19 protein-coding genes and 1 tRNA gene are annotated in these 20185 nt (G+C 62.3%); 9 read left to right on the forward strand and 11 right to left on the reverse strand.

Annotation, left to right across the window (positions count from 1 at the left end; all coding sequences use genetic code 11):
* Positions 1-99 precede the first annotated feature (99 nt).
* The 6 genes from AC6IZO_RS03100 to AC6IZO_RS03125 are packed head-to-tail and all read left to right on the forward strand — an operon-like array spanning position 100 to position 3282.
* Positions 100-582 (forward strand): cytochrome c maturation protein CcmE, encoded by a 483-nt coding sequence (locus AC6IZO_RS03100; protein WP_497807906.1) that lies wholly within the window; start codon positions 100-102, stop codon positions 580-582.
* A gap of 8 nt (positions 583-590) precedes the next feature.
* Complete coding sequence (ccmA, locus tag AC6IZO_RS03105) at positions 591-1313, forward strand: heme ABC exporter ATP-binding protein CcmA (protein WP_497807908.1); 723 nt, start codon at positions 591-593, stop codon at positions 1311-1313.
* Entirely contained in the window at positions 1298-1999 is a 702-nt protein-coding gene (locus AC6IZO_RS03110) for a heme exporter protein CcmB (RefSeq protein ID WP_497807910.1), read from the forward strand. Before ccmA ends, AC6IZO_RS03110 begins: the two co-directional genes overlap by 16 nt.
* Entirely contained in the window at positions 1996-2688 is a 693-nt protein-coding gene (gene ccsA / locus AC6IZO_RS03115; RefSeq protein ID WP_497807912.1) for a cytochrome c biogenesis protein CcsA, read from the forward strand. The genes AC6IZO_RS03110 and ccsA overlap by 4 nt, the downstream gene beginning before the upstream one ends.
* Positions 2685-2804: a CcmD family protein gene (locus AC6IZO_RS03120; protein ID WP_497807914.1), complete on the forward strand. Its 120-nt coding sequence runs from the start codon at positions 2685-2687 to the stop codon at positions 2802-2804. Before ccsA ends, AC6IZO_RS03120 begins: the two co-directional genes overlap by 4 nt.
* A gap of 1 nt (position 2805) precedes the next feature.
* A complete protein-coding gene (locus AC6IZO_RS03125) occupies positions 2806-3282 on the forward strand; it encodes a DUF3592 domain-containing protein (RefSeq protein ID WP_497807916.1) in 477 nt (158 codons plus the stop codon).
* Between the two features lie 70 nt (positions 3283-3352).
* On the opposite strand, the gene AC6IZO_RS03130 is transcribed toward AC6IZO_RS03125, so the two are convergent.
* Together AC6IZO_RS03130 and AC6IZO_RS03135 are read right to left on the reverse strand one after the other, a co-directional pair.
* Entirely contained in the window at positions 3353-3817 is a 465-nt protein-coding gene (locus AC6IZO_RS03130) for a hypothetical protein (RefSeq protein WP_497807918.1), read from the reverse strand.
* A 258-nt stretch (positions 3818-4075) separates the two neighbouring features.
* Positions 4076-4939 (reverse strand): NAD(P)-dependent oxidoreductase, encoded by an 864-nt coding sequence (locus AC6IZO_RS03135; protein WP_497807920.1) that lies wholly within the window; start codon positions 4937-4939, stop codon positions 4076-4078.
* 168 nt (positions 4940-5107) lie between these two features.
* On the opposite strand from AC6IZO_RS03135, the gene AC6IZO_RS03140 reads away from it, so the two are divergent.
* A complete protein-coding gene (locus tag AC6IZO_RS03140; RefSeq protein ID WP_497807922.1) occupies positions 5108-6013 on the forward strand; it encodes an MBL fold metallo-hydrolase in 906 nt (301 codons plus the stop codon).
* A 78-nt stretch (positions 6014-6091) separates the two neighbouring features.
* Here AC6IZO_RS03140 and AC6IZO_RS03145 read toward each other — a convergent pair whose 3' ends face one another.
* From AC6IZO_RS03145 to AC6IZO_RS03175, 7 genes are all read right to left on the reverse strand, one after another.
* Positions 6092-7435: a glycerate kinase type-2 family protein gene (locus AC6IZO_RS03145; protein ID WP_497807924.1), complete on the reverse strand. Its 1344-nt coding sequence runs from the start codon at positions 7433-7435 to the stop codon at positions 6092-6094.
* Between the two features lie 8 nt (positions 7436-7443).
* Positions 7444-8112, reverse strand: a complete 669-nt coding sequence (locus AC6IZO_RS03150; protein ID WP_497807926.1) for an alpha/beta hydrolase — start codon at positions 8110-8112, stop codon at positions 7444-7446.
* Positions 8109-8633 carry a hypothetical protein gene (locus tag AC6IZO_RS03155; RefSeq protein ID WP_497807928.1) on the reverse strand — a complete coding sequence of 175 codons (525 nt, stop codon included), beginning with the start codon at positions 8631-8633 and terminating at the stop codon, positions 8109-8111. Before AC6IZO_RS03155 ends, AC6IZO_RS03150 begins: the two co-directional genes overlap by 4 nt.
* A gap of 25 nt (positions 8634-8658) precedes the next feature.
* Positions 8659-10794, reverse strand: a complete 2136-nt coding sequence (locus AC6IZO_RS03160) for a thioredoxin domain-containing protein (protein WP_497807930.1) — start codon at positions 10792-10794, stop codon at positions 8659-8661.
* A 206-nt stretch (positions 10795-11000) separates the two neighbouring features.
* Positions 11001-11972 carry a M20/M25/M40 family metallo-hydrolase gene (locus tag AC6IZO_RS03165; RefSeq protein WP_497807932.1) on the reverse strand — a complete coding sequence of 324 codons (972 nt, stop codon included), beginning with the start codon at positions 11970-11972 and terminating at the stop codon, positions 11001-11003.
* 674 nt (positions 11973-12646) lie between these two features.
* Positions 12647-15124 (reverse strand): sodium-translocating pyrophosphatase, encoded by a 2478-nt coding sequence (locus AC6IZO_RS03170; RefSeq protein WP_497807934.1) that lies wholly within the window; start codon positions 15122-15124, stop codon positions 12647-12649.
* Positions 15125-15585: 461 nt separating this feature from the next.
* The gene (locus tag AC6IZO_RS03175) at positions 15586-15855 is read right to left on the reverse strand and encodes a c-type cytochrome (RefSeq protein ID WP_497807936.1); all 270 of its coding nucleotides are present in this window, start codon (positions 15853-15855) and stop codon (positions 15586-15588) included.
* Positions 15856-16415: 560 nt separating this feature from the next.
* On the opposite strand from AC6IZO_RS03175, the gene AC6IZO_RS03180 reads away from it, so the two are divergent.
* Both AC6IZO_RS03180 and AC6IZO_RS03185 read left to right on the forward strand, forming a co-directional pair.
* Positions 16416-16946, forward strand: a complete 531-nt coding sequence (locus tag AC6IZO_RS03180; RefSeq protein WP_497807938.1) for a hemerythrin domain-containing protein — start codon at positions 16416-16418, stop codon at positions 16944-16946.
* Between the two features lie 78 nt (positions 16947-17024).
* Positions 17025-17447, forward strand: a complete 423-nt coding sequence (locus AC6IZO_RS03185; protein WP_497807940.1) for a hypothetical protein — start codon at positions 17025-17027, stop codon at positions 17445-17447.
* A gap of 11 nt (positions 17448-17458) precedes the next feature.
* Here the strand turns inward: AC6IZO_RS03185 and AC6IZO_RS03190 are convergent, their stop codons facing one another.
* Both AC6IZO_RS03190 and AC6IZO_RS03195 read right to left on the reverse strand, forming a co-directional pair.
* Positions 17459-19957: an AMP-binding protein gene (locus tag AC6IZO_RS03190; protein WP_497807942.1), complete on the reverse strand. Its 2499-nt coding sequence runs from the start codon at positions 19955-19957 to the stop codon at positions 17459-17461.
* A gap of 151 nt (positions 19958-20108) precedes the next feature.
* A tRNA-Arg gene (locus AC6IZO_RS03195) sits at positions 20109-20185 on the reverse strand.

The following is a 20185-nucleotide window of genomic DNA, read 5'->3' on the forward strand; positions in this document are numbered from 1 at the left end:
CCGACTTGACCGCCCGGGCGCGGCCCTTTACTCTCTCTTCCACGTGAGGGTGAGCGTTTTTGTGCAGCCTGGGGGCTGGCAGAAACATCTTTTAACCGTATGGCCAAGAAGAAGAACAACATCGTGCGCTTTGGCGTGCCCATCGTCATCATCCTGCTCGGACTCGGTTACTTGGCCTTTACGGGCGTCGAGGAGAGCAAGAGCTATTACGTTACGCTGGAAGAGCTGGCGAAGATGGGCAACAGCGCCCACAGCAAGCGCCTCCGCGTGGCTGGCAACGTGCAACCCGGCTCCATCAAGCGGCAGGGAACGCACGTGGAATTCGTGCTAATGGAGGAAGGCCGCACGCTGCCCGTGGTCTATAACGGCAGCGAGGCCCCGCCGGACACCTTCAAGGACGATTCGCAGGCTCTTGCCGAAGGTTCCTACGGCAAGGACGGCGTCTTCCGCGCCAAGCAACTCCAGGCCAAGTGCGCCAGCAAGTACGCGCCCAAGCCCAACGACCCCAATGCGGCTCCGGCCACTTCTGCGCCGATGCAGAAGGCGGAGGCGTCGGCCCCGGCCCCGGCGATGGGCCAATAGGGTCCCAGGTGAACACGAACGCCCCCATCGTCGAACTGAAGGGCATCGTCCGCCATTTCGGGCGCTTTGCCGCGCTCCGCGGCATCACCGCCGAATTCACTCCCGGCAGGCTCTACGTCATTCTTGGCGAGAACGGCGCGGGCAAGAGTACGCTGCTGCGCATCATCGCCGGGCTTCTGCGGCCCACGCGCGGAACGGTCAGCGTGTTGGGCACGGATGACATCCACGAGGTCGCTCCCCGCGTCGGCTACATGGGCCACGCGCCGCTGCTCTATGACGAGTTGAGCGCCATGGAGAACCTGCGCTACTTCTCCGGCCTGTACGCCATGCAGGACGACAAGGCCTGTGAGCGTGCGATTGAGTTGGTCGGCCTCGATCCGTCGCTCCAGCGCCGCGTGGGCCAGTACTCGCAGGGCATGCGGCAGCGCATTTCGCTCGCGCGTTCGATTGTGCACGGGCCGGAGTTACTGCTGCTCGATGAACCGTTCTCGAACGTCGACCTGTCGTCGGCGCGCGCGATGACGCAACTGCTGGCACGCATGCGCGACGAGGGCCGCACCATCTTCGTGGTCACGCACCAGGCGGCGCTCATGCAGCCGGTCGCCGACGAGTGCGTAGTCATCAACCGTGGCCTCATCGAAACCCGTGAGCAGGGAATTCCCGAGCGGCTGCTTTCTCCTTGGACGGCCGACGAGCCGCAGGTGAAGGAGGGCGCATGGCAACAAGCGTAAGCCGCCCATCGTTCGCCTTCATCGCGCGCACCACGCTTGCCAAAGACCTGCGGCTGGAGTGGCGCTCGAAGGACGCGCTCAACAGCATGCTGTTCTTCTCGCTGCTGGTGGTGGTCATCTTCAGCTTCGCCTTTGACCCCACGGCCGAGGAGTCGCGCGTCATCGCCGCCGGACTGATCTGGGTGGCGTTTCTATTCGCCGCCGTGGTGGCCTTGAACCAGACCTGGGCGCGCGAGCTTCGCAATCAGGTGCTCGATGGCTACCGCGTTTCGCCCGCTCCGGCAGCGGCGCTGTTCTCGGCCAAGGCTGTCGGCAACTTCCTGTTCGTGGCGGTGCTGGAGTGCGCGATGGCGCCGCTGTTCATCGTCTTCTACAACCTGCGCGCGGTGGGTCCGGCTGGATGGTTGGTTGCGGTGGCGGCCCTCGGTACGTGGGCACTGGTGGTGAACGGCACGTTCTTTGCCGCGCTCAGCCTGCGCACGCGCAGCCGCGAGGTGATGCTGCCGCTGCTGCTGTTCCCCATCTCGATCCCCGCGATTCTCGCCATGGTCGAATCCACGCGCATCATCCTCACCGGCGATGGCCTTGACGGTCTCGCCTTCTGGATACGGCTGCTCGCGATCTACGACGTGGTCTTTACAACGGTTTGTTTGAGCTTGTTTGAAACGGTGTTGAACGCAGAATGAAAGCCAAACTGATCTTCTTCAGCGTAATTACGGCCCTGCTGCTTGGCTACGGCTACTGCCAGGCCATGTACATTGCTCCCACGGAAGCCACAATGGGCAATGTGCAGCGCATTTTCTACTATCACCTGCCCTCGGCGTGGATTGCATTCCTCATGTTCTTCGTGAACTTCCTCGCCTCGGTGTGGTACCTCATCAGGCGCAGGCCGGGCGCGGACGCGCTGGCGCAGACCGCTGCCGAAGTCGGCGTCGTCTTCTGCACTGTGGTGCTCATCAGCGGGCCGCTGTGGGCCAAACCGATCTGGGGCATCTGGTGGACGTGGGACGTGCGGCTGACCAGCACGCTCGTGCTCTGGCTCATCTACGTCAGCTATTTGATCCTGCGGCGTTATTCGCCTGACGGCACCGTGGAGGCCGCCGTGCTCGCCATCTTCGGCTTCCTTGACGTGCCGTTGGTCTACATGGCTATCCGCTGGTTCCGCACGCAGCATCCGCAGCCGGTGATTGGCGGCGGCAAGGGAAGCGGTCTTGATGCGCACATGTGGACGGCCGTGCTCTGGAACCTGGTCGCGTTCCTGGCGTTGGCGCTCATCATCAGCTGGCAGCGCTACCGCCTGGTGATGGAAGAGAAGCGGCTGGAAGCCGCGCATGCAGAAATGTCTTTGACGGAAGAAATGAGGGCCGAACGATGAACTATCTCTACGCTGCTTATGCCGTCACGTGGTTGATCCACGCCGCCTATATCGTTTTTCTTGTGAACCGCCATCGCCGCCTGAAGCTGGAGAAGGCCGAGCTGGAGCGCAACTAGCATGCCCAGTCGCGGAGCCATGCAGGCCGTGGGCATTGCCTGCCTGCTGTTTGCCATTGGCACCCTGGCGCTGGCCGCGCCCATCTTCTACGTGCAGTATTCGCTGCTGCAGAGCTGGCAGGCGGCCGATGCCATTGTGCGCAAGAGCGAGGTGGTGGAGTTGACTATGGCCGGTACCAAGCTCTATGCCACGCGCTTTGAGTTCGGCGTGCTGACGCCGGGGCTTGGCGAACGCCCGGTGCAGGTGAATTCCTTCCGCCAGAGTTCAGACTACAAGATGGTGGCGCGGGAGGTGGAGCGCTTCCCCGTGGGCAAGCAGGTGCTGGTGCGGGTGAACCCGAACAACCCGTTTGAGCTGAAGCTGGATACCGACCAGCCTCGCCGCTATTTTGTGCTGCCGCTCTCACTGGCGATCACCGCCGGCATCTTTCTCATCACGTCCATTGCGGTGCTGATCTTTGCCCGCTACCTCGACTGAAATTGCGGATGGAAAATGAAATGGGGCGCGATCATCGCGCCCCGTTTCACATTGTGCTCAGCTTTTCGCGCTATTGAACTTCCAGCGGGTCGCCCGTCTTGCGCTCCGTGATCTGGTACTTGAGATACTGATGGATAGCTTCCTGCGCCGCTGGATTAATGGTCAGCATGCGCAGCGACCAGCCGTTGTCGCTGGTGCCGGCGGAGAACGTGATCTCGTCGCGCAGCTTCTTCAACTGCGGCAGATTGTCGGGAGGCTTGCTCAGTCCTTCGTTTTCGGCGTCGAAATCGCCCTTCTCGAACTGCTTGCTCACGGCCGTCACGTACTTCTGCAGCGCAGCATCGGTTTCCGGCGCGCAGGGTGCGGTGCAGGCAAACTCAATCACGCCGCCATTCTTCAGCAGCCAGTAGTGGCGCTGGTACTTTGCGGCATCCGGCAGCGGAGCCTTGTCCTCATTCTTGTTTTTGCCTGGATTCCCCACAGCCACGGCGCCCAGCAAGATCAGCGCCGCCATCAAAAAAGAAATGCGTCTCATGCAGTGGTCTCCCTCATGAAGTCTCCACTCCTGCTGCGCCGGACTCTGAAGAATTGGCCGGCGCCTCCGTTCCCTGAGTTGTACTTTGCAGAGAGTCTCGCGGACTTCAACCTGTTGAAACTTACGATACGGCCTTAAGGTGCCGGACGCAAGAGGAAGGTGTCGCATCGGGAAGGACATGCCCGGAGGCGTGCAATAGGAGAGGGAATTGCGGTCCGCCAAGCATCTGGCGAACCGCAGCAATCGTGCGCGTGGCCCTTAGTCGAGTCCCGCCTTCTTTTCCAGCACGCGGATGGTAGCGATGTAGTCCAGGTCCTTCGAGCCATCGGCGGTCGCCTGCTGGTAGACCTTCTCAATGGCTTCCAGGCCTGGCATGTCGACGCCCGCGGATTTGGCGGCTTCCAGGTTCAGGCGCAGGTCCTTGTGCATCAGACGCAGCGGGAAGTTCGGCTCATAGTTGTGGTCGATGATGTACTGCGCCTTGAAGTCGATGATGCCGGAGCGCACAAACGAATTCTGTATCAGCTCCACCATCTTCTTCGGCTCCACGCCGAGCTTGCGCGCCAGCGTCAGGCCCTCGCCAAAGCCTTCCACGATCATCGCGTTCATCATGTTCAGCGCGATCTTGGCTGACGAGCCGGTGCCGGTGGCGCCGATGTGTATGACCTTCTTGCCCATGGCCTGGAAGAGCGGATCGAGCGTGTCGATCACTGCCGCGTCGCCGCCGACCATGAAGGTCAGCGTGCCCTGCTCGGCGCCGACCTTGGAGCCCGTGACCGGCGCATCCACAAAGTGCGCGCCCTTGGCCTCAATCTGCTTGGCAAACCGCATGCTGCCCTCGGGAAGAATGGTGCTTGAATCGGCAACGATCATGCCCGGCGTCAGCGCTTCGGCCACGCCGTTCTTGCCGAACAAAACGTCTTCCACCGCTTTGGTATCGGCCACGCAGATCCACACCACCTGTTGACCTTTGGCGGCTTCGGCGGCCGTGGCGGCCGTGCGGGCGCCTGCCACGCTCTGGCCCGCCGTGCGGTTCCACACCGTCACCTCGTGCCCGGCTTTGACAAGGTTCGCCGCCATGCCGCGGCCCATAATGCCCAATCCCAGAAATGCAACCTTCATCGTCTCTCCCTCATTCGAACCTACGATTAAAAACCATGCGCGGAACAGGTGCAAGTTTCGGTGGGCAATTGCAAGGCAAATTCCGGGGTTTTCAACTCTGCACGCAGACCGCGCCAGAATCTACGGCTTTGCGACCGATTCCGCGCGCGCGCGTCTAAACTATTGGTGATGTTGCGAACTAATATTCGGCGCAAGGCCGGACAACTCGGCAGCCTGGTCCGTCACTCGGCATTCACGCGCCGCACCGGCGTTACGCGCAGCCCTCTGCTGGTGGAGCCGGAACAATCGGCGGTGACCTTCGTCGGGCATTCGAGCTTCTTCGTGCAAATTGGCGGCAAGAACATCCTCATCGACCCGAACTGGGCGCCGTGGCTGTTCGTGCTCAAGCGCCTGCGCCGCCCCGGTCTTCGCATCAAAGACCTTCCGCCCATCGATGCCGTGCTGGTCAGCCACGCACACTTTGACCATCTGCACCGGCCGTCCCTGCGGGCAATTGCGCGGCACACCTACCGCGTGGCCCGGCGCAGGCCCATCATCATCGTTCCGCCAAACCTTCGTGACCTGGTCTTCGATCTCGGTTACGAGGAAGTGTTCGAGCTGAACTGGTGGAACACGCTCACGCTCGGCTCGGCTACCATCACGGCTACTCCTGCCAAGCACTGGGGAGCCCGCGTGCTGCATGACGGACACCGCGGCTACTGCGGCTTTGTGTTGCGCGCGCCCGGCTGCTCCATCTACCACTCCGGAGACACCGCCTACTTCGACGGCTTCCACGAAATTGGCGAGCGGCTGAAGCCGGAGGTTGCACTGCTGCCCATCGGCGCCTATCACCCGCCATCCTTCCGCAACGTGCACATGTCGCCCGAGGACGCCACGCAGGCCTTTGTCGACCTGGGTTCGCAGGTCATGATCCCCATGCACTACGGCACCTTCAAGCTCTCACAGGAGCCCGTGGAGGAGCCAGTGGAGCGGCTATTGGCCGATGCCGAAGCCCGCGAGATCACGAACCGTGTGAAAGTGCTGGAAGAGGGCGTGACCGCAATTCTCTCCACCGATGGCAGCGGAAGAGATTAACTACCACCCCGTTGCGTCATCCTGAGGAGCAAAGCGACGAGGGATTTGCTTCTTGCTCCGCGCGTCGAGACACTTGTGCTACCACGCCAGCAGCACGCGCAGGTCGCGCACGTTCGTTCCTGTGGGGCCGGTGACGATGCTATCGCCGAGCGCTGTAAAGAGCGGCTCGGTGTCAAAGCGCGCAAGCGCGCCCTCCACGCGGAAGCCCGTCTGCCTGGCGCGCACAACAGTTGTACTGTCTGCGACAGCTCCGGCCGCATCGCTCGCGCCGTCAATGCCATCGGTGCCCGCGCTCAGAACCGTGATGTTCTCATCTGCAATCTGCGTGGCGCACCAGGCGGCAAATTGCTGGTTGCGCCCGCCGCATCCAGCTTCGCTCTCGATGGTCACCGTGACTTCGCCGCCGTTCATCAGACACACCGGCGTATTGCTGGCCGCACGCAGCTCGCGCAGCTTCGCCAATAGATATTCGGCGGCCTTGCGATAGTCCCAGTCGTCGCAGGTGTTGTCGATGTGCACGCTGAATCCTGCCTTTGCCGCCCGTTCTTTTGCCGCCTGCACCGCAGACTCATTCGAGAGCACGCTCCACCAGCGCGAGTTCACAAACTCCGCATCCAGCGCCTTGGGCGTCTCGTCCAGTTCGCGCCGCTCGAAGATCTCGCGCACACTTGCCGGAAATCGCGCCAGCATTCCGTACTTTTCAGCAATCGCGTAGCACTCTGAGACAGTGCTCGTGTCCGGCATGGTGGGGCCGCTGGCCAATGAGTCGAGCGCGTTCTCCGGCACGTCGCTGATGAGAATGGAGAGCTGGTGAGCGGGTGCGGCGGCGCAGGCCAGCCGTCCGCCCTTCACGGATGAGAGGTGCTTGCGAACCGCATTGATCTCCGCAATGGGCGCGCCCGAATGCACCAGCACGCGATAACTGGCGATGAGGTCATCGAGCGAGATGTCTTCGGAGATAGGCCGTTCCACCAGCGCGGAGCCTCCGCCGCTGATCATGAAGATCACCAGCGTGTTTTCCGGTAGGTGGTGCAGCGCGCGCAGGGTCGCTTCGGCGGCGCGGACGCTCTCGGCATTCGGCATGGGGTGGCCGCCGGTGAAGTAGCGGAAGCCGAACATCTGCGACGGCGGCTCCACCGGGCCGCACGCAATGCCGGTGACGCCCGCCCCAGCGCCCAGCCGCTTCATCAGCGCCTCCACCATGGCATGTGCCGCCTTGCCAATGCTGACCACGAAGACCTTGCTGAAGCTGGTGAGGTCGTAGAGGTCTTCACGCACGCGCAGGATGCCGCGCTCATAGGCGATGTGCTGATCGAAGGCGTACTCGATGCTCGAGCGCTTCAGCGCGTGAAGAAAAATCTCGCGTGCGGTCTCGCGCATGGCTTCGGCGCGAAAGTCCGGGCTGCTGGCGTCGGCGGTCATCGCGGGAATTATACGGTGTGCGGCGGCTCGTTCAGAACTGTTGTGCGCACCCACTCGGTCAGCGCCGAGCGCATGGCTTCCAAATGGCCGGTAAAGAAGTGGTCGGCGCCGGGGATGAAGATCAACTCCTTCGGCTCGGCGGCGCGCTCCACCGTCTCTCGCAGCTTTGCGGCCTCCGCGTACTGGTCATGGTCGCCGCTCAGAAACAGCTTGGGCTGGTGGCACTCACGAAGCAGGGAATAGGTGTACTGGCGGCCTTCGGCCTCAATCGGTGTTCCGAGCAGAGCCAGGGCCACCACGCCCGCGTCATTGCAGGCGGCGCGCAGGCCCGTGGCGGCGCCAAAGGAGAAGCCGGCAAAGACGATTGGAAGATCGTACTCGCGCTTCATCCATGCAATTGCCGTGCGCACATCGTCAATCTCGCCACGTCCATAGTCGTGCTCGCCCGCGCTGGTGCCCACGCCGCGGAAGTTGAAGCGCAGCACCGGAAAGCCAAAGTGGCTGAGCGCCTTCATGGCGTGGAAGACGACTTTGTTGTGCATGGTTCCGCCGTAGAGCGGGTGCGGATGGGCGACAACAGCGGCATAGCGGGCCTCCGGCGCGCCGAGGTTTACCAGCGCTTCCAGCGGGCCCGCCTTGCCTTCCAGGTGCAGCGAACGGATGCGGTTCTCGCTCACTTCTTCTTCAGCTTCAGGGAGTCGAGGACCTCGACGGCGGTCTTGCCTTCGCGCGCCGTCAGCGGCCAGTGCGAGTTGCAGGTCGCCAGCAGCAGCGTGTCTCCGTTGGAGACAAACACCACCTGCCAGTGATCGCCCTCAGGATCTTTGAAGCGCGCCGCGGCCTTGGCCTTGGTGCCCGCCAGCGGTGTGGCGCGGCCCTTGCGTGGGGCCGTCTCAAGAAAATGCTTCAGGTAGTCGCGCGAGTCGAGCGAAGCGTAGTCGGCGTTGCGCTGGTAGGCATTCACCACGATGGAGGTGTGTCCGCTGGGCGCGTCAAGTTCAAGGTCTTCGTTGGTCTGGCGCAGCGTCCAGAAAGTGGGCAGCGCAATGCTGACGTTGCCGCGCGGAACTACATAAGTGCCCGGAAGAAACTTGTGTCCGGCTTTCGGAGCGGCCTTCGCAGCCGGCTTCTTTGCAATCGGTTTCTTGTTGGGGGACTTTGCGGGCGATTTCTGAGTGGAGCTCTTCTTGGTAGCCAAAATAGTCTCCTTGCTTCGTTCTACTCTACCGCAAGCTCTTGTGCAGCGCTTGTGCCAACTGTGCCGCGTCAGTCACCGGAGGCTGGCAACTGGTTCCCGAACATAACACCGCGCAGGGGCCTCCGCCAAGTTGCGCAAGGCCGCGCACGGTCTCCGCCAGCGCAGTCGACAAGGACGCGGACATCGCGGCGTTCACGCGCAGCACCGTCTTGTTCAGAGAGAAGCCGCGCACGGCCTCTGAGTAAAGCGCATCGGCCTCCGCGCCTTCGCCGCTCAGCAGCACCTGCGCCTGCGGTGCCGACAGCATGGCGGCCGCAATGCCGTAGGTTCCGGCGTAGATGCCGAACTGCTCGGCCACACCGCCGAAGACCTCCAGCGTCTCCTGCGCCTTTTCACGGTATTCATCGGCGTGGGTGAATGCGTAGAGCCGCAGCAGCGCCACCGCCGCCGAGGAGTTGCCCGCCGGTGTGGGCGAATCCTGAAACGGCTTGCGCTGCGCCGTCATCGCGCCAATCGCGCTGCTGACCGGTTCGGCATCGAAGAAGCCATCGCCGGTCGCATCCCAGAAGCGCGCAATCATCTGCCGAGCTACCTGTTCCGCGCGTTCCAGCCAATGTCCGTTGGAGGTGCTCTCAAAAGCCTCCAGCAGCGCCAGCGTGGTGTAGGCATAGTCATCGAGCATGCCCGGCATGTGCGTCTTCGGTGCCTCACCGTCGCCATAGGCAATCACGTGCGAGAGCCCTTGCTCGCCATGCCAAGCGTTTGCCCAGAGCCGTTCCGCCGAGCGCAGCGCGAAGGCCTCCGCCTCCTGCATCTTCGGCTTCCACTCGGTCTGCGTGCCCAGTACTCGAGCGGCCTGCAAATACGCGGCAATGCAGAGCGCGTTCCAGTTCGTGTACATCGTCTTGTCTACGTACGGAATGGGCCGCTGCTCGCGGGCGTGCTCCATCTTTGCCCGCGCGGATTCAATCAGCGCGGCAACCTGCTCGCGTGTGCGCCCGGTGCGAGCGGCAATTTCATCTTCGGTCAGGGCCACCCAGAGCACGTTCTTCGCCGGGTTGTGGTGCATCTCACCCTGCTCGCCAATGTCCCAGCGCAGAGCAGCCACCTCAAACTCATCGTCCGTCAGCACGGCGCGGGCCTCGTCGCGCGTCCAGGTAAAGTGGTCGCCATCGTCGTGCAGGTTGATGTCGGCATCCTGCGAGGAGTAAAAGCCACCGCGCTCGCGGTCGCTGAGCCAGCGGTCCATCCAGCGCATGATGTCCATGGCAACCTCGGCAAAGAAGCGGTTGCCTGTCACCTGCCAGCCGTGCACGTAGTTCTTCAGTAGTTCGGAGTTGTCGTAGGCCATCTTCTCGAAGTGCGGCACGCACCAGCGTTCGTCCACCGAGTAGCGATGGAAGCCGCCCGCCACCTGGTCATAGACGCCGCCACGCGCCATCTTCTCCAGTGTGGTCGTCACCATCTCACCCACCAGCGGTTCGGCGGTGCGCGCGTACCAGTCCATCAGCAGGTCGAGCGAGGCCGGGTGCGCGAACTTGGGCGCGTCGCCAAAGCCGCCATTTACGCGGTCAAACTTGCTCAGCCCGGATTGCACCATCTGCTCCACAATGCGTGGCGAGAAGCTCGCCGAGCGGCCCAGCAGTCCTTCGGCGTGCGAGACGGCGTGCATCACCTCGTCGGCCTGCTTGTCCACGTTGGCGCGGTCATCGCGGAAGGCCGCCGCGATGGAGTGCAGAATTTTTGCGAACGACGGAATGTTGAAGCGGTCGACCGGCGGAAAGTAGGTGCCACCGTAGAACGGCTTGCCCTCGGGCGTGAGAAACACCGTCAGCGGCCATCCGCCGCGGCCGGTGAGCGCCGCCACCGCCGTCTGGTAGCGTGCATCCACCTCGGGACGCTCGTCGCGGTCCACCTTCACGCACACGTAGAACTCGTTCAGTATCTCTGCCGTCTCCGCCGATTCGTACGACTCGCGGTCCATGACGTGGCACCAGTGGCACCACACCGCACCAATGTCGAGCAGTACGGGCTTGTTCTGCGCCGCCGCCAGCGCAAACGGCTCCTCGCCCCACTCATGCCACTGCACCGGCTGATGCATGGCGGAACGAAGATAGGCGGAAGAGGACTGGGAGAGGGAATTGGAGTGGCCGGTGGTCATGCTTATGGGATGAGCCGGTGGCCGCGTGCGGTGCGAAGAAAGCGCGCAGAACTTACCGTGCGCGAGACGGTCTTCGGGTTAGCGTGCACCGGGTGCCCCGGGTTCGCCGAGCAGAGCGAGGCTAACCCGGGATGCGAAAACTCTGTCGCCCCGGAGTCTGCCCCCGGGACGGCCTTCTTCTGGTGCGAACCCGTGACGCGCGACACTCAGTTGTTCAGCAGATACTTTGCCATCTTTACGTACAACTCCACGGCGTCCACCAGCTCCTGCTTGCGCACAAATTCATCCTTGGTGTGCGCCACGTGGATGTTGCCGGGGCCGAGCAGCAGTGGCTCGCCCCAGTGCGTCAGCTTGGGAATGTCCGTGGTAAAGGCCGCCGTCATGGTCGGGATGCCGGGCACGGTGCGGAAGCGCATGTAAGGAATTTCGAGCACATAGGCAACGTCTGCCAGCCCCTTGCACGCGTGGTCAATCTGCGGGCGAAGGCCGGTCGAGGGTGCCACCAGCCGGACGAGAATCTGCGCCTTGGCAAAGTCAGGGATGACGTTGGTGGCGCGCCCGCCCTCAATCAGTCCGATGTTCAGCGTGGTCGGGCCGACCTCGGGATTGTCGAGTAGGGGAATGGCGCGCACGTTCTGCAGCGCGTCCAGCAGCTTGTCGATGGCGGATTCACCCAGTTCCGGGTAGGCCGAGTGCGCGGCGCGTCCGTGCGCGGTGATCTCCACGCGCAGCGCGCCCTTGCTTGCCAGCGCCACGCGGTTGTCCGTGGGTTCGCCGTTGATCAGAAACTTCGATCCGCGCGCGTTGCGGTTGGCCACCGTCGCGCCCAGCGAATCACGCTCCTCTCCGGCGACGAACAGCAGCCCGGCGTAGACGCCCTGCTTGCGCAGTTCGAGTGCGGCGGCCACCTGCGCCGCCAGAATGCCCTTGGCGTCGCACGCACCGCGGCCGTAAATGTTCTGCGGGTCTTCACTGGAGCCGAACCACGGCGGAACCACGTCCGTGTGCGTGGAGAAGAACAGTGCCGGTTGCGGATGTTTCGGATCGGTGGCAACCAAGTTGAAGCGCTCGCCTTCCACCGGCATGCGCTCCACGGCAAAGCCCTCCTGCGCCAGAACCCCGGCGAGGAACTCCGAAACCGGGCCTTCATTTCCGGTGACGGATTCAACGTCAATCAATTGTCGTGTGAGCCCGAACAGATCCATGGCGAAAGAATAGCAGTGAGGAATTGCAAGAGCCAGTGCAGTGTTTCGAAAAGTTAGTTGGATTCTGGAGGATTTCCTCGAGTCTTCAACTTCGATTCCTCAAGCATACTGAATGCCCCCATGAGGAGGCTCATGAAAATGGAATAGAGAATTCTCTCCAGAAAGCTCCTCGTCGACGGGCTCCGGCTGGCAATTGCAAGTGCATTCTCGAGGCAAGTGAAAGAGAAAACGGCCACGAAGAGAAGGGAAGAAATCACCACAAACCGCGTAGTTCCACGAGCGAGTCTTTGTATGCGATTGCGAAATGCGAACGTCAGGGAGGCCCACGCAAGCAGTCCCAGCGCGGGCAATGTTCCATGCTCAATTAGATTTGAGCGTTGTATGGGATCGCCCCAAATCGAGAGTGTCTTGCGTCCAGCAACGATAATGCCCCAACTCACCAGGAGGATGACCACAGTGTTGAACGTGATCAGATTAATTCGCTCCAAGAGTGTTGGTTCCTGAATGTCGGGATGCTCGTCTGGACCGGGTCCGCTCATACGGAGATTTCTATCCCTTCTTTTCGCCGCCAGCAAATGAATTCTGAGCCAGCAGACAAAAGCGCCGGCCCATGGGACCGGCGCTCTGCATTGCTTGGAGGATACTGCCTAGTTTTCCGCCTTGGCTCCGGCGATGCGCATGCCGTAGAACGAGCGCCAGACGAAGAACATGGAGACGAGGAAAAAGACCAACGCGAGGACCAAGGTCACCGTCTGGTTTTCGCCCGCCATCTTTTCCGCCAGCGAAGCCGCCAGCAGTCCGAACAGCGTGGTGAACTTGATGACCGGGTTCATGGCCACCGACGAGGTGTCCTTGAACGGGTCGCCGACGGTGTCGCCCACAACGCAGGCGTCATGCAGCGGCGTGCCCTTGGCCTTCAGTTCGGTTTCCACGATCTTCTTGGCGTTGTCCCACGCGCCGCCGGCGTTGGCCATAAAGATGGCCTGGTACAAGCCGAAGATCGCGATGGAGAGCAGGTAGCCGATGAAGAAGAAGCGGTCGACGAAGGCGAACGCCAGGGCGCCGAAGAAGACGCCGAGGAAGATGTTGAACATGCCCTTCTGCGCGTACTGGGTGCAGATGGCAACCACCTTCTTCGAGTCCGTCACGCTGGCTTTCTCAACGCCTTCCAGCTTTATGTTTTCCTTGATGAATTCAACCGCGCGGTAAGCGCCGGTCGAAACCGCCTGGGTGGCCGCGCCGGTGAACCAGTAGATGATGGCGCCGCCGGTGATCAAGCCGAGGACGAACGGAGCGTGCAGCAGCGAGAGGTTCTGCACCTTCTCGGCGATGAACTGTCCGTTGACTGCCGTCAGCGAGATGATGATCGAGAAGATCATCGTCGTCGCGCCCACGACGGCCGTGCCGATCAGCACCGGCTTGGCCGTGGCCTTGAAGGTGTTGCCGGCGCCGTCGTTCTCTTCCAGCAGGTCCTTGGCGCGGTCAAAGTTGACCGTGATGCCGAAGTCCTTCTTGATCTCGGCTTCGACGTTCGGAACCTGCTCGATGAGCGACAGTTCGTAGACCGACTGCGCGTTGTCCGTGACCGGACCGTAGCTGTCGACCGCGATGGTGACCGGGCCCATGCCGAGGAAGCCGAAGGCCACCAGGCCGAAGGCGAACACGGCGGGCACAACCATCAGGTTGCTCAAGCCCATCAGCGAGATGCCATAGGCAATCGCCATCAGGCCGACCATCGCCAATCCAATCCAGTAGCCGGAGAAGTTGCCGGCCACGAAGCCGGAGAGGATGTTCAGCGAAGCGCCGCCCTCTTCCGAGCTGGTGACCACTTCCTTCACGTGTCCGCTGTTGGTGGAGGTGAACGCCTTCACCAGTTCGGGGATGATGGCGCCGGCCAGCGTGCCGCAGCTGATGATCGTCGCCAGCTTCCACCACAACGAACCGTCGCCGCCCAGTTCCGGCAGCATCAGCATGCTGACGATGTAGGTCAGGACGATGGAGACAATCGAGGTGATCCAGACCAGCGAAGTCAGCGGAGCCTCAAAGTTCATCTTTTCGCTGTTGGCGTAGCGCGCCTTGGCGATGATCTGGTTGATGAAGTAGGAGCCCACGCTGGCGAACAGCATGGTCACGCGCATCACAAAGATCCAGACCATCAACTGCACCTGAACCTTGGGCTCATGCACGCCGAGGAGGATGAACGTGATCAGCGCGACGCCGGTGACGCCGTAGGTCTCGAAGCCGTCGGCCGAGGGGCCAACCGAGTCGCCTGCGTTGTCGCCCGTGCAGTCGGCAATGACGCCCGGGTTACGCGCGTCGTCTTCCTTGATCTTGAAGACGATCTTCATCAAGTCGGAGCCGATGTCGGCGATCTTGGTGAAGATGCCGCCGGCGATACGCAGCGCAGCCGCACCCAGCGACTCGCCGATGGCGAAGCCGATGAAGCACGGGCCGGCAAACTCGCCGGGGATGAACAGCAGAATGCCGAGCATGATCAGCAGCTCGACCGAGATCAGCATCATGCCGATGCTCATGCCGGCCTTGAGCGGGATCTCATAGCACGGGAACGCCCGGCCTTCGAGCCCGGCAAACGCCGTGCGCGAGTTGGCAAAGGTGTTCACGCGGATGCCGAACCAGGCCACGCCGTAGCTGCCCAGGATGCCCACTACGCTGAAGGCCAGAATGATCAGGACGCGCCCGGCTTCCATCTTCTCCAGGAAGCCAAAGTACAGAACGATAATGGCGGCGATGAAGACCCACAGGATGGCCAGGAACTTGCCCTGTGTCTGGAGGTAGGTTTTGCAGGTTTCGTAGATCAGCTCGCTGATCTCGCGCATGGCGCGGTGCACCGGCAGGTTCTTGAGCTGCATGTAAATCACCAGACCGAAGACCAGTCCGAACAGGCTCAGGAGGGCGCCGATGCCCAGCAGATAGTGACCGTTGATGGCGTTATTGAAGAAGCTGACCGAATCCAGAGGAGGGAGCTTCAGGCTGGCTTCGCCGCCGGCCGGTTCGGCCAGAGCGGTGCCGCTCAGGAATAGCAGGGTTAAGACAGTTGTTGCGCACAGCGCAAGACGGCGCGCAGCCACGGTAAACAGACGGCTCATTTCGAGCCACGGTTTCATACGGATCTCCTCCGAGGTTTGACTCGTTGCGGGTCTCCCATGCCCACTTTCGCAGGGGAGTTCATTGGGATATAACCGCGTATCTCAACCGGCCGCAGAAATAGACACAGGGGAAGCGATAAGGCATCCGGAGGCCCAGACCTGCTAGACCAGTACCCGGAACGCGCTTCCACTTCAGAATGGCGAGGCTTGGCCGCGTTGGGGCTTTGCACTGCACGGTGCCTCCGTTATCCGGAGCCGCCGCTCCCGAGACCTTTCGGCCACAGGATGACTACAAAGCACGCATTTATAACACTTTGCTGACCCGGATTCAACACTTTTACGCTGTGAATTGTTGGTTTCAATCCGAAGAATCAGCAAGTTGCCGGGGAATAGAGGGTTCGGGCATCGCTGTGGGGAGGAGGTGTCTGGACGCAAAAAGGCCGACCGCGTGCGGCCGGCCTTCGCAATAGAACGATGACTTACTTCAGGGTCTTCACGTGAGCGGCGATCGCCTTGGCCTGCGCAGCATCTGCGACCATGCCCTTGGCGTGCGGGCCCTTCTTGCCACCCTTCTCCAGGATCGTGGCAACGTCAGCCGTGGTGCCCTTCAGAGCCGGGCCCATCTTGCCTTCGCCAGCGGCGCCGTGGCAACCGGCGCACTTCGCCTTGTACAGAGCCGCGCCATCTTCCGCCGCGAGCATACCAGTGGCAATCACAAACAGGGCAGCCATCGTAAACAAACGCTTCATTTCGTATTCTCCTTCTGCAAGCCGGTATTCCGGCAACTGATGAGGACTGGCGGAAACCGCAGGGACAGAACCCACACGCGTGGGAGCCAGTCCGACACCCCACGTCTGGCATTGTACTCCGCCAACGCCCCGTCCTTCTGTGTCCCGTGCGCGGCAGCCCGGAAACCTTTGGCAGCCTTCCGCCTGCCGCGCCCGCCCGGAGCCGGTTTCCAAGGGCTGCTGCCGTGGTTCCGGTGCTTGCCCCGTTTCCCTTCATTCTCCGGGTGTTTCGGTAGCATGAACGCTGCTGGCGGGAAAAACTCTCGCATATATTTATTTAAGTCGATGCGCAACTTTGTCTCCGGCAACGTGTAACGCAAGCGGTTCGGCGCCGCAGCAACCCATACCGCACGCTGAAATTGTTGTGGATTTCCTCATTTCATTGGCAATTAACTCCAATTCCAAACTGGCCTGCATTCCCATTCCCGAATCGGCGGGAACCCGTCTGCCCTCTTCGTAATACTCCTCAAGCGGTCAACAATCTGGAGTAGTTTGTTGCGAGCAGCCGAATTGCTTCCGGCATGGCAGGGGCGGAGCCGCGGCTGTTGTTTGTGCAAGAGACCGTTCATCGAATCGAGGTGGAAGTTCTGCTGATGCACAGAAAAGAAATGGAACTCAGGAACAGCCTGCTCGTTACCCTCAACCGAGATCATCAGAAGATGGAGAACCAGAGGCTGCGATTGCAGGCGGCCATTGTGCGTGGGCTCGACACGCAGACAATTGAGCGTGCCCTGGTGGAGCTTTGGGAAACTACCTTTGTTCTCCTTGAAGCCGAAGACGCCGCGATGCGCAGGACCCACTATCCTCACTATGCGCGGCATCGGGAGGATCACAAACGAATTCTGGAGGATCTCCAGGCAGTTGCCTCTGCACTAGCACACGAACGCCGGTGGATGTTGGCGGCGATTCTTCTGCTGCTGGAAGAGAAAAGCACGGAGCATTACCTTTTAGAGGATCGTCACTTGTCCGAGTACTTGTCCCGTCCCAGCCCGGTGCAGCAGGACCGGCTCTTCGGTATGACGGTCGAGGAACCGGCGCTGGCGTCTTGCTGAGGCGTTCGCCCGCTGTTGATTTCAAGCCTCGCCGCTGTTTGCCGATAGAGGTCATAACAACTTCTGAGGCGAATCTTCATGCAGCGATCGAGTGGTGACGGTTTCGACAGCCGGCAGTTTGAGGGCGTGTTGCGCGCGCTCGATGCCTGGGAGCGCGGCATGGTGAATGGCTCCAGCCTGCAGGCGTCAGTGGAGCGTGCCCGCTGCCTGCTGCTGTCGCTCCAAGCCAGCTTTGCGGAGGAGACGGCCTCCATGTCGCGCTCGGCCTACCCCGAGCGGACTCCCCACCAGCAGGAGCACGAACGCGTCCTCGGAACCGCCGAACTGCTTCAGGCGGAGCTTCGGCAGAACAAGCTTTGGACCGCCCTGGAGCTGGGGAAGGAGCTGCGTTTGCTGCTTCAATCACACCATGCAGGAGCCGATTGCAGCTTCAAGCAATACTTGAACAATGTCTCCGATCCATCTTTCTTTCAAGGTGGCACGCTGCGTACAGGTTCCTGAGAGGGGCTTCCTCACAGCGAGCGCACGCGCCTCTCCAGATCCTGCGCAATCGAGCTCGGATTCTCGTCCGGCTGGTAGCGCACTGGCGCGCCAACGCGGACGGTGATCTCCCCGGCTCGGAGGAAGTGCCGGTGCGACTGTGCGGCCTCCCAGAGTCCGTCCAGGCGGATGGGAACCACCGGCAGCGCCAACTTGTTGGCTAGAACGCCCACCCCGGCCTGGAAGGCGGCCATCTCTCCGGACTGCGTACGGTGTCCCTCGGGGAAGATCAGCACGCTGTACCCCTCGTCGGCGGCGCGGCCAGCAAATTCAAAGCTGCGGCGGAAACCCATTCCCTGCGGCAGGGGGAAGACGTTGAACAGCCCGATCACGAGTATGTAGCTTAGGCGTTCAAGCTTCCGGCGCAGCCAGCTCATTGTTTTCGGTGGGTGGCGCATCTGCATCAGCAGGTCGGCGCGCATGGCTACCGCCAGCCGCGAGCGCAGCCGGTGAGGCAGCGCATGCAGCACAAAACCCACGTCGATGAAGGTGACGTGGGTGGCCACCACCAATAACGGTCCCGTGACGCCTCGCAGGTTTTCCGCGCCAATCACTCGTGGGCGGGCCATCCAGCGCGTGGCCGGCCGGGTGAGCGCGTAGTAGACGACCGTGCGCAAAGCTCGCATGGCAGGCGTCAGCGGCCACGAGGGGTAGACAACCTCCTCGGCCTCCGCAGTCGATTCGCGCAACTGCCGCTCGATCTCGCCGACCGTGCTGGCTGAGGCGAACGCCTGCTCCGGCAACTCCACCTGGTAGCGCTCCTCCAGCGCCGCCATCAACTCCACCTTGTCCATTGAACTGAGGTTGAGCGCGTCGAGCGTCAGGTCATTGCCCAGTTCCGGGGGGTGGCCGCCACGCAGACGCGCCAGCACCGAGCCCAGCACCGTGGCGTGGCTCTCGTGCTGCCCGCCTGCGCGCGCAAAGGCCTCAATCTCACCAAGTCGTGTTTTCTGCGTCGGCGTGCGCGGAAAGTCCTGCTCCGGCCACACGCGCCACTGGCGGATCTTCTGGTGCTCGGCGAGCGTGGCGTTGGCGGCGGCAACCAGTGGCGCGGCCTCCGCCCCTGAGGCCAGCAGAAGCACCGCGCAGGGCTCCATATCGCTACCCAAGGGCACGCCCACCACCACGGCGTCACGCACGCCCGGCTGCGTGCGCAGGGCGGCCTCCAAGTCCTCCGGGTGCACGTTCATGCCGGAGGCGGTGACGATCACGCTCTTCTTCCGCCCCTTGAAGTAGAGGTTGCCTGCGGCATCAAACTCGCCAAGGTCGCCGGTGTGGAGCCAGCCATCGTCGCTGGCGGCTGGGTGCGCCGCGCCATTCTGCCAGTAGGAGCGGGCAATGTTCTCACCGCGTACAAGAATTTCTCCATCCGCCGCCAGCCTGACTTCGTGCCCCGGCATCAGTTTTCCAATGGAGCGCCGCCCCATCTTGAAGGGGTGATTCACGCTGACCAGCGAAGTCGTCTCCGTCATGCCGTAACCCTGCACCACGGCAAAGGCCATCCGCGACCAGAACTGCTCGGTTGGCTCGTCCAGCGCCGCACCGCCGCAGATGAACGCCCAGAACTTCCATCCGAAGAGGTTATGCACGCGGCGGAAGCGCCACCAGCGCAATAAGAAGTGCCTGCCTTCGGTCTGCGCCATGCTGCGGCGGAGCCACTCGCCGCGTCCGGCGCGCTCCAGTTGCGTCTCCACTTCATGGCGTAGCGATTGCAGCATGCGCGGCACGGCAATGCAGGCCGAAACGTGCTCGCGCCGGATGAGACGGATGATCTCCGCCGGATTTAGCGAGTCATGAAAGACGACTGTGGCGGCGAGCGCCTGCGGCACAAACAGCCCCAGAAATTGTCCGAAGACATGGCTGAGCGGCAGCAGGTTCAGTAGGCGCAGCGGATGCACGCAGCGCTCCCAGCACAGATATTTCGCAATTTCGCGTTCGAGCGGCTCCAGGTTGGCGAGCACGTTTCCGTGGGTGATGACCACGCCGCGCGGCTCGCTGGTGGTGCCGGAGGTGAAGATGATCTCCAGCGTGTCGTTACGGTGCGCGGGATATGGCGTGTACTCCGCCGGATGGGCCGCGATGCGCTCGCGCAACTCTTCCAGAACCAGGTGGGGAAGCCCCGGGAGCGAATGCCTGCGCCCGCCGACAACGAGCTTGGCCTCAACCTCGCGGGCCACTCGCTGGGCAAAGTCGTGGGCCGCTCCGTCGTCCATGGGCACGGCTACCGCTCCGCGCAGGACGCAGCCGAAGAACGCGGCCACCCATTCAGGAGAGTTCGCGCCCCAGAGCAGGACGCGCTCGCCCGGTTGCACCCCGCGCGCTTGCAACTCGTGGGCAAAGCGGCGGGCACAGGCCGTCAGATCGCCGTAGCTCCAGCGCTCGGTGCGCAGGCCGCAGCGCGCCACGCAGGCCGGCTCGGAGCCAAGCGCGGCAAAGCGTTCCACCAGCTCGGAGATGGACTCTCTCGGCATGGGGCCAACATTCTAGCGCCGGTTGCTCAAACCGCGTCCGTGGAAACACGCGCAAGTTGACTCAAAAGCACGAAAAAACAAGTGGATCTGCCAGCGATCAATGCCTGCGAAGTCTGGAGGGGAAGATTGCCGAACGGAAAGGAAAGTTCAATGGTGCGCCCGGAGAGATTCGAACTCCCGACCTAATGCTCCGGAGGCATTCGCTCTATCCAGCTGAGCTACGGGCGC

The sequence above is a fragment of the Oryzophilus luti genome, from assembly GCF_059726245.1.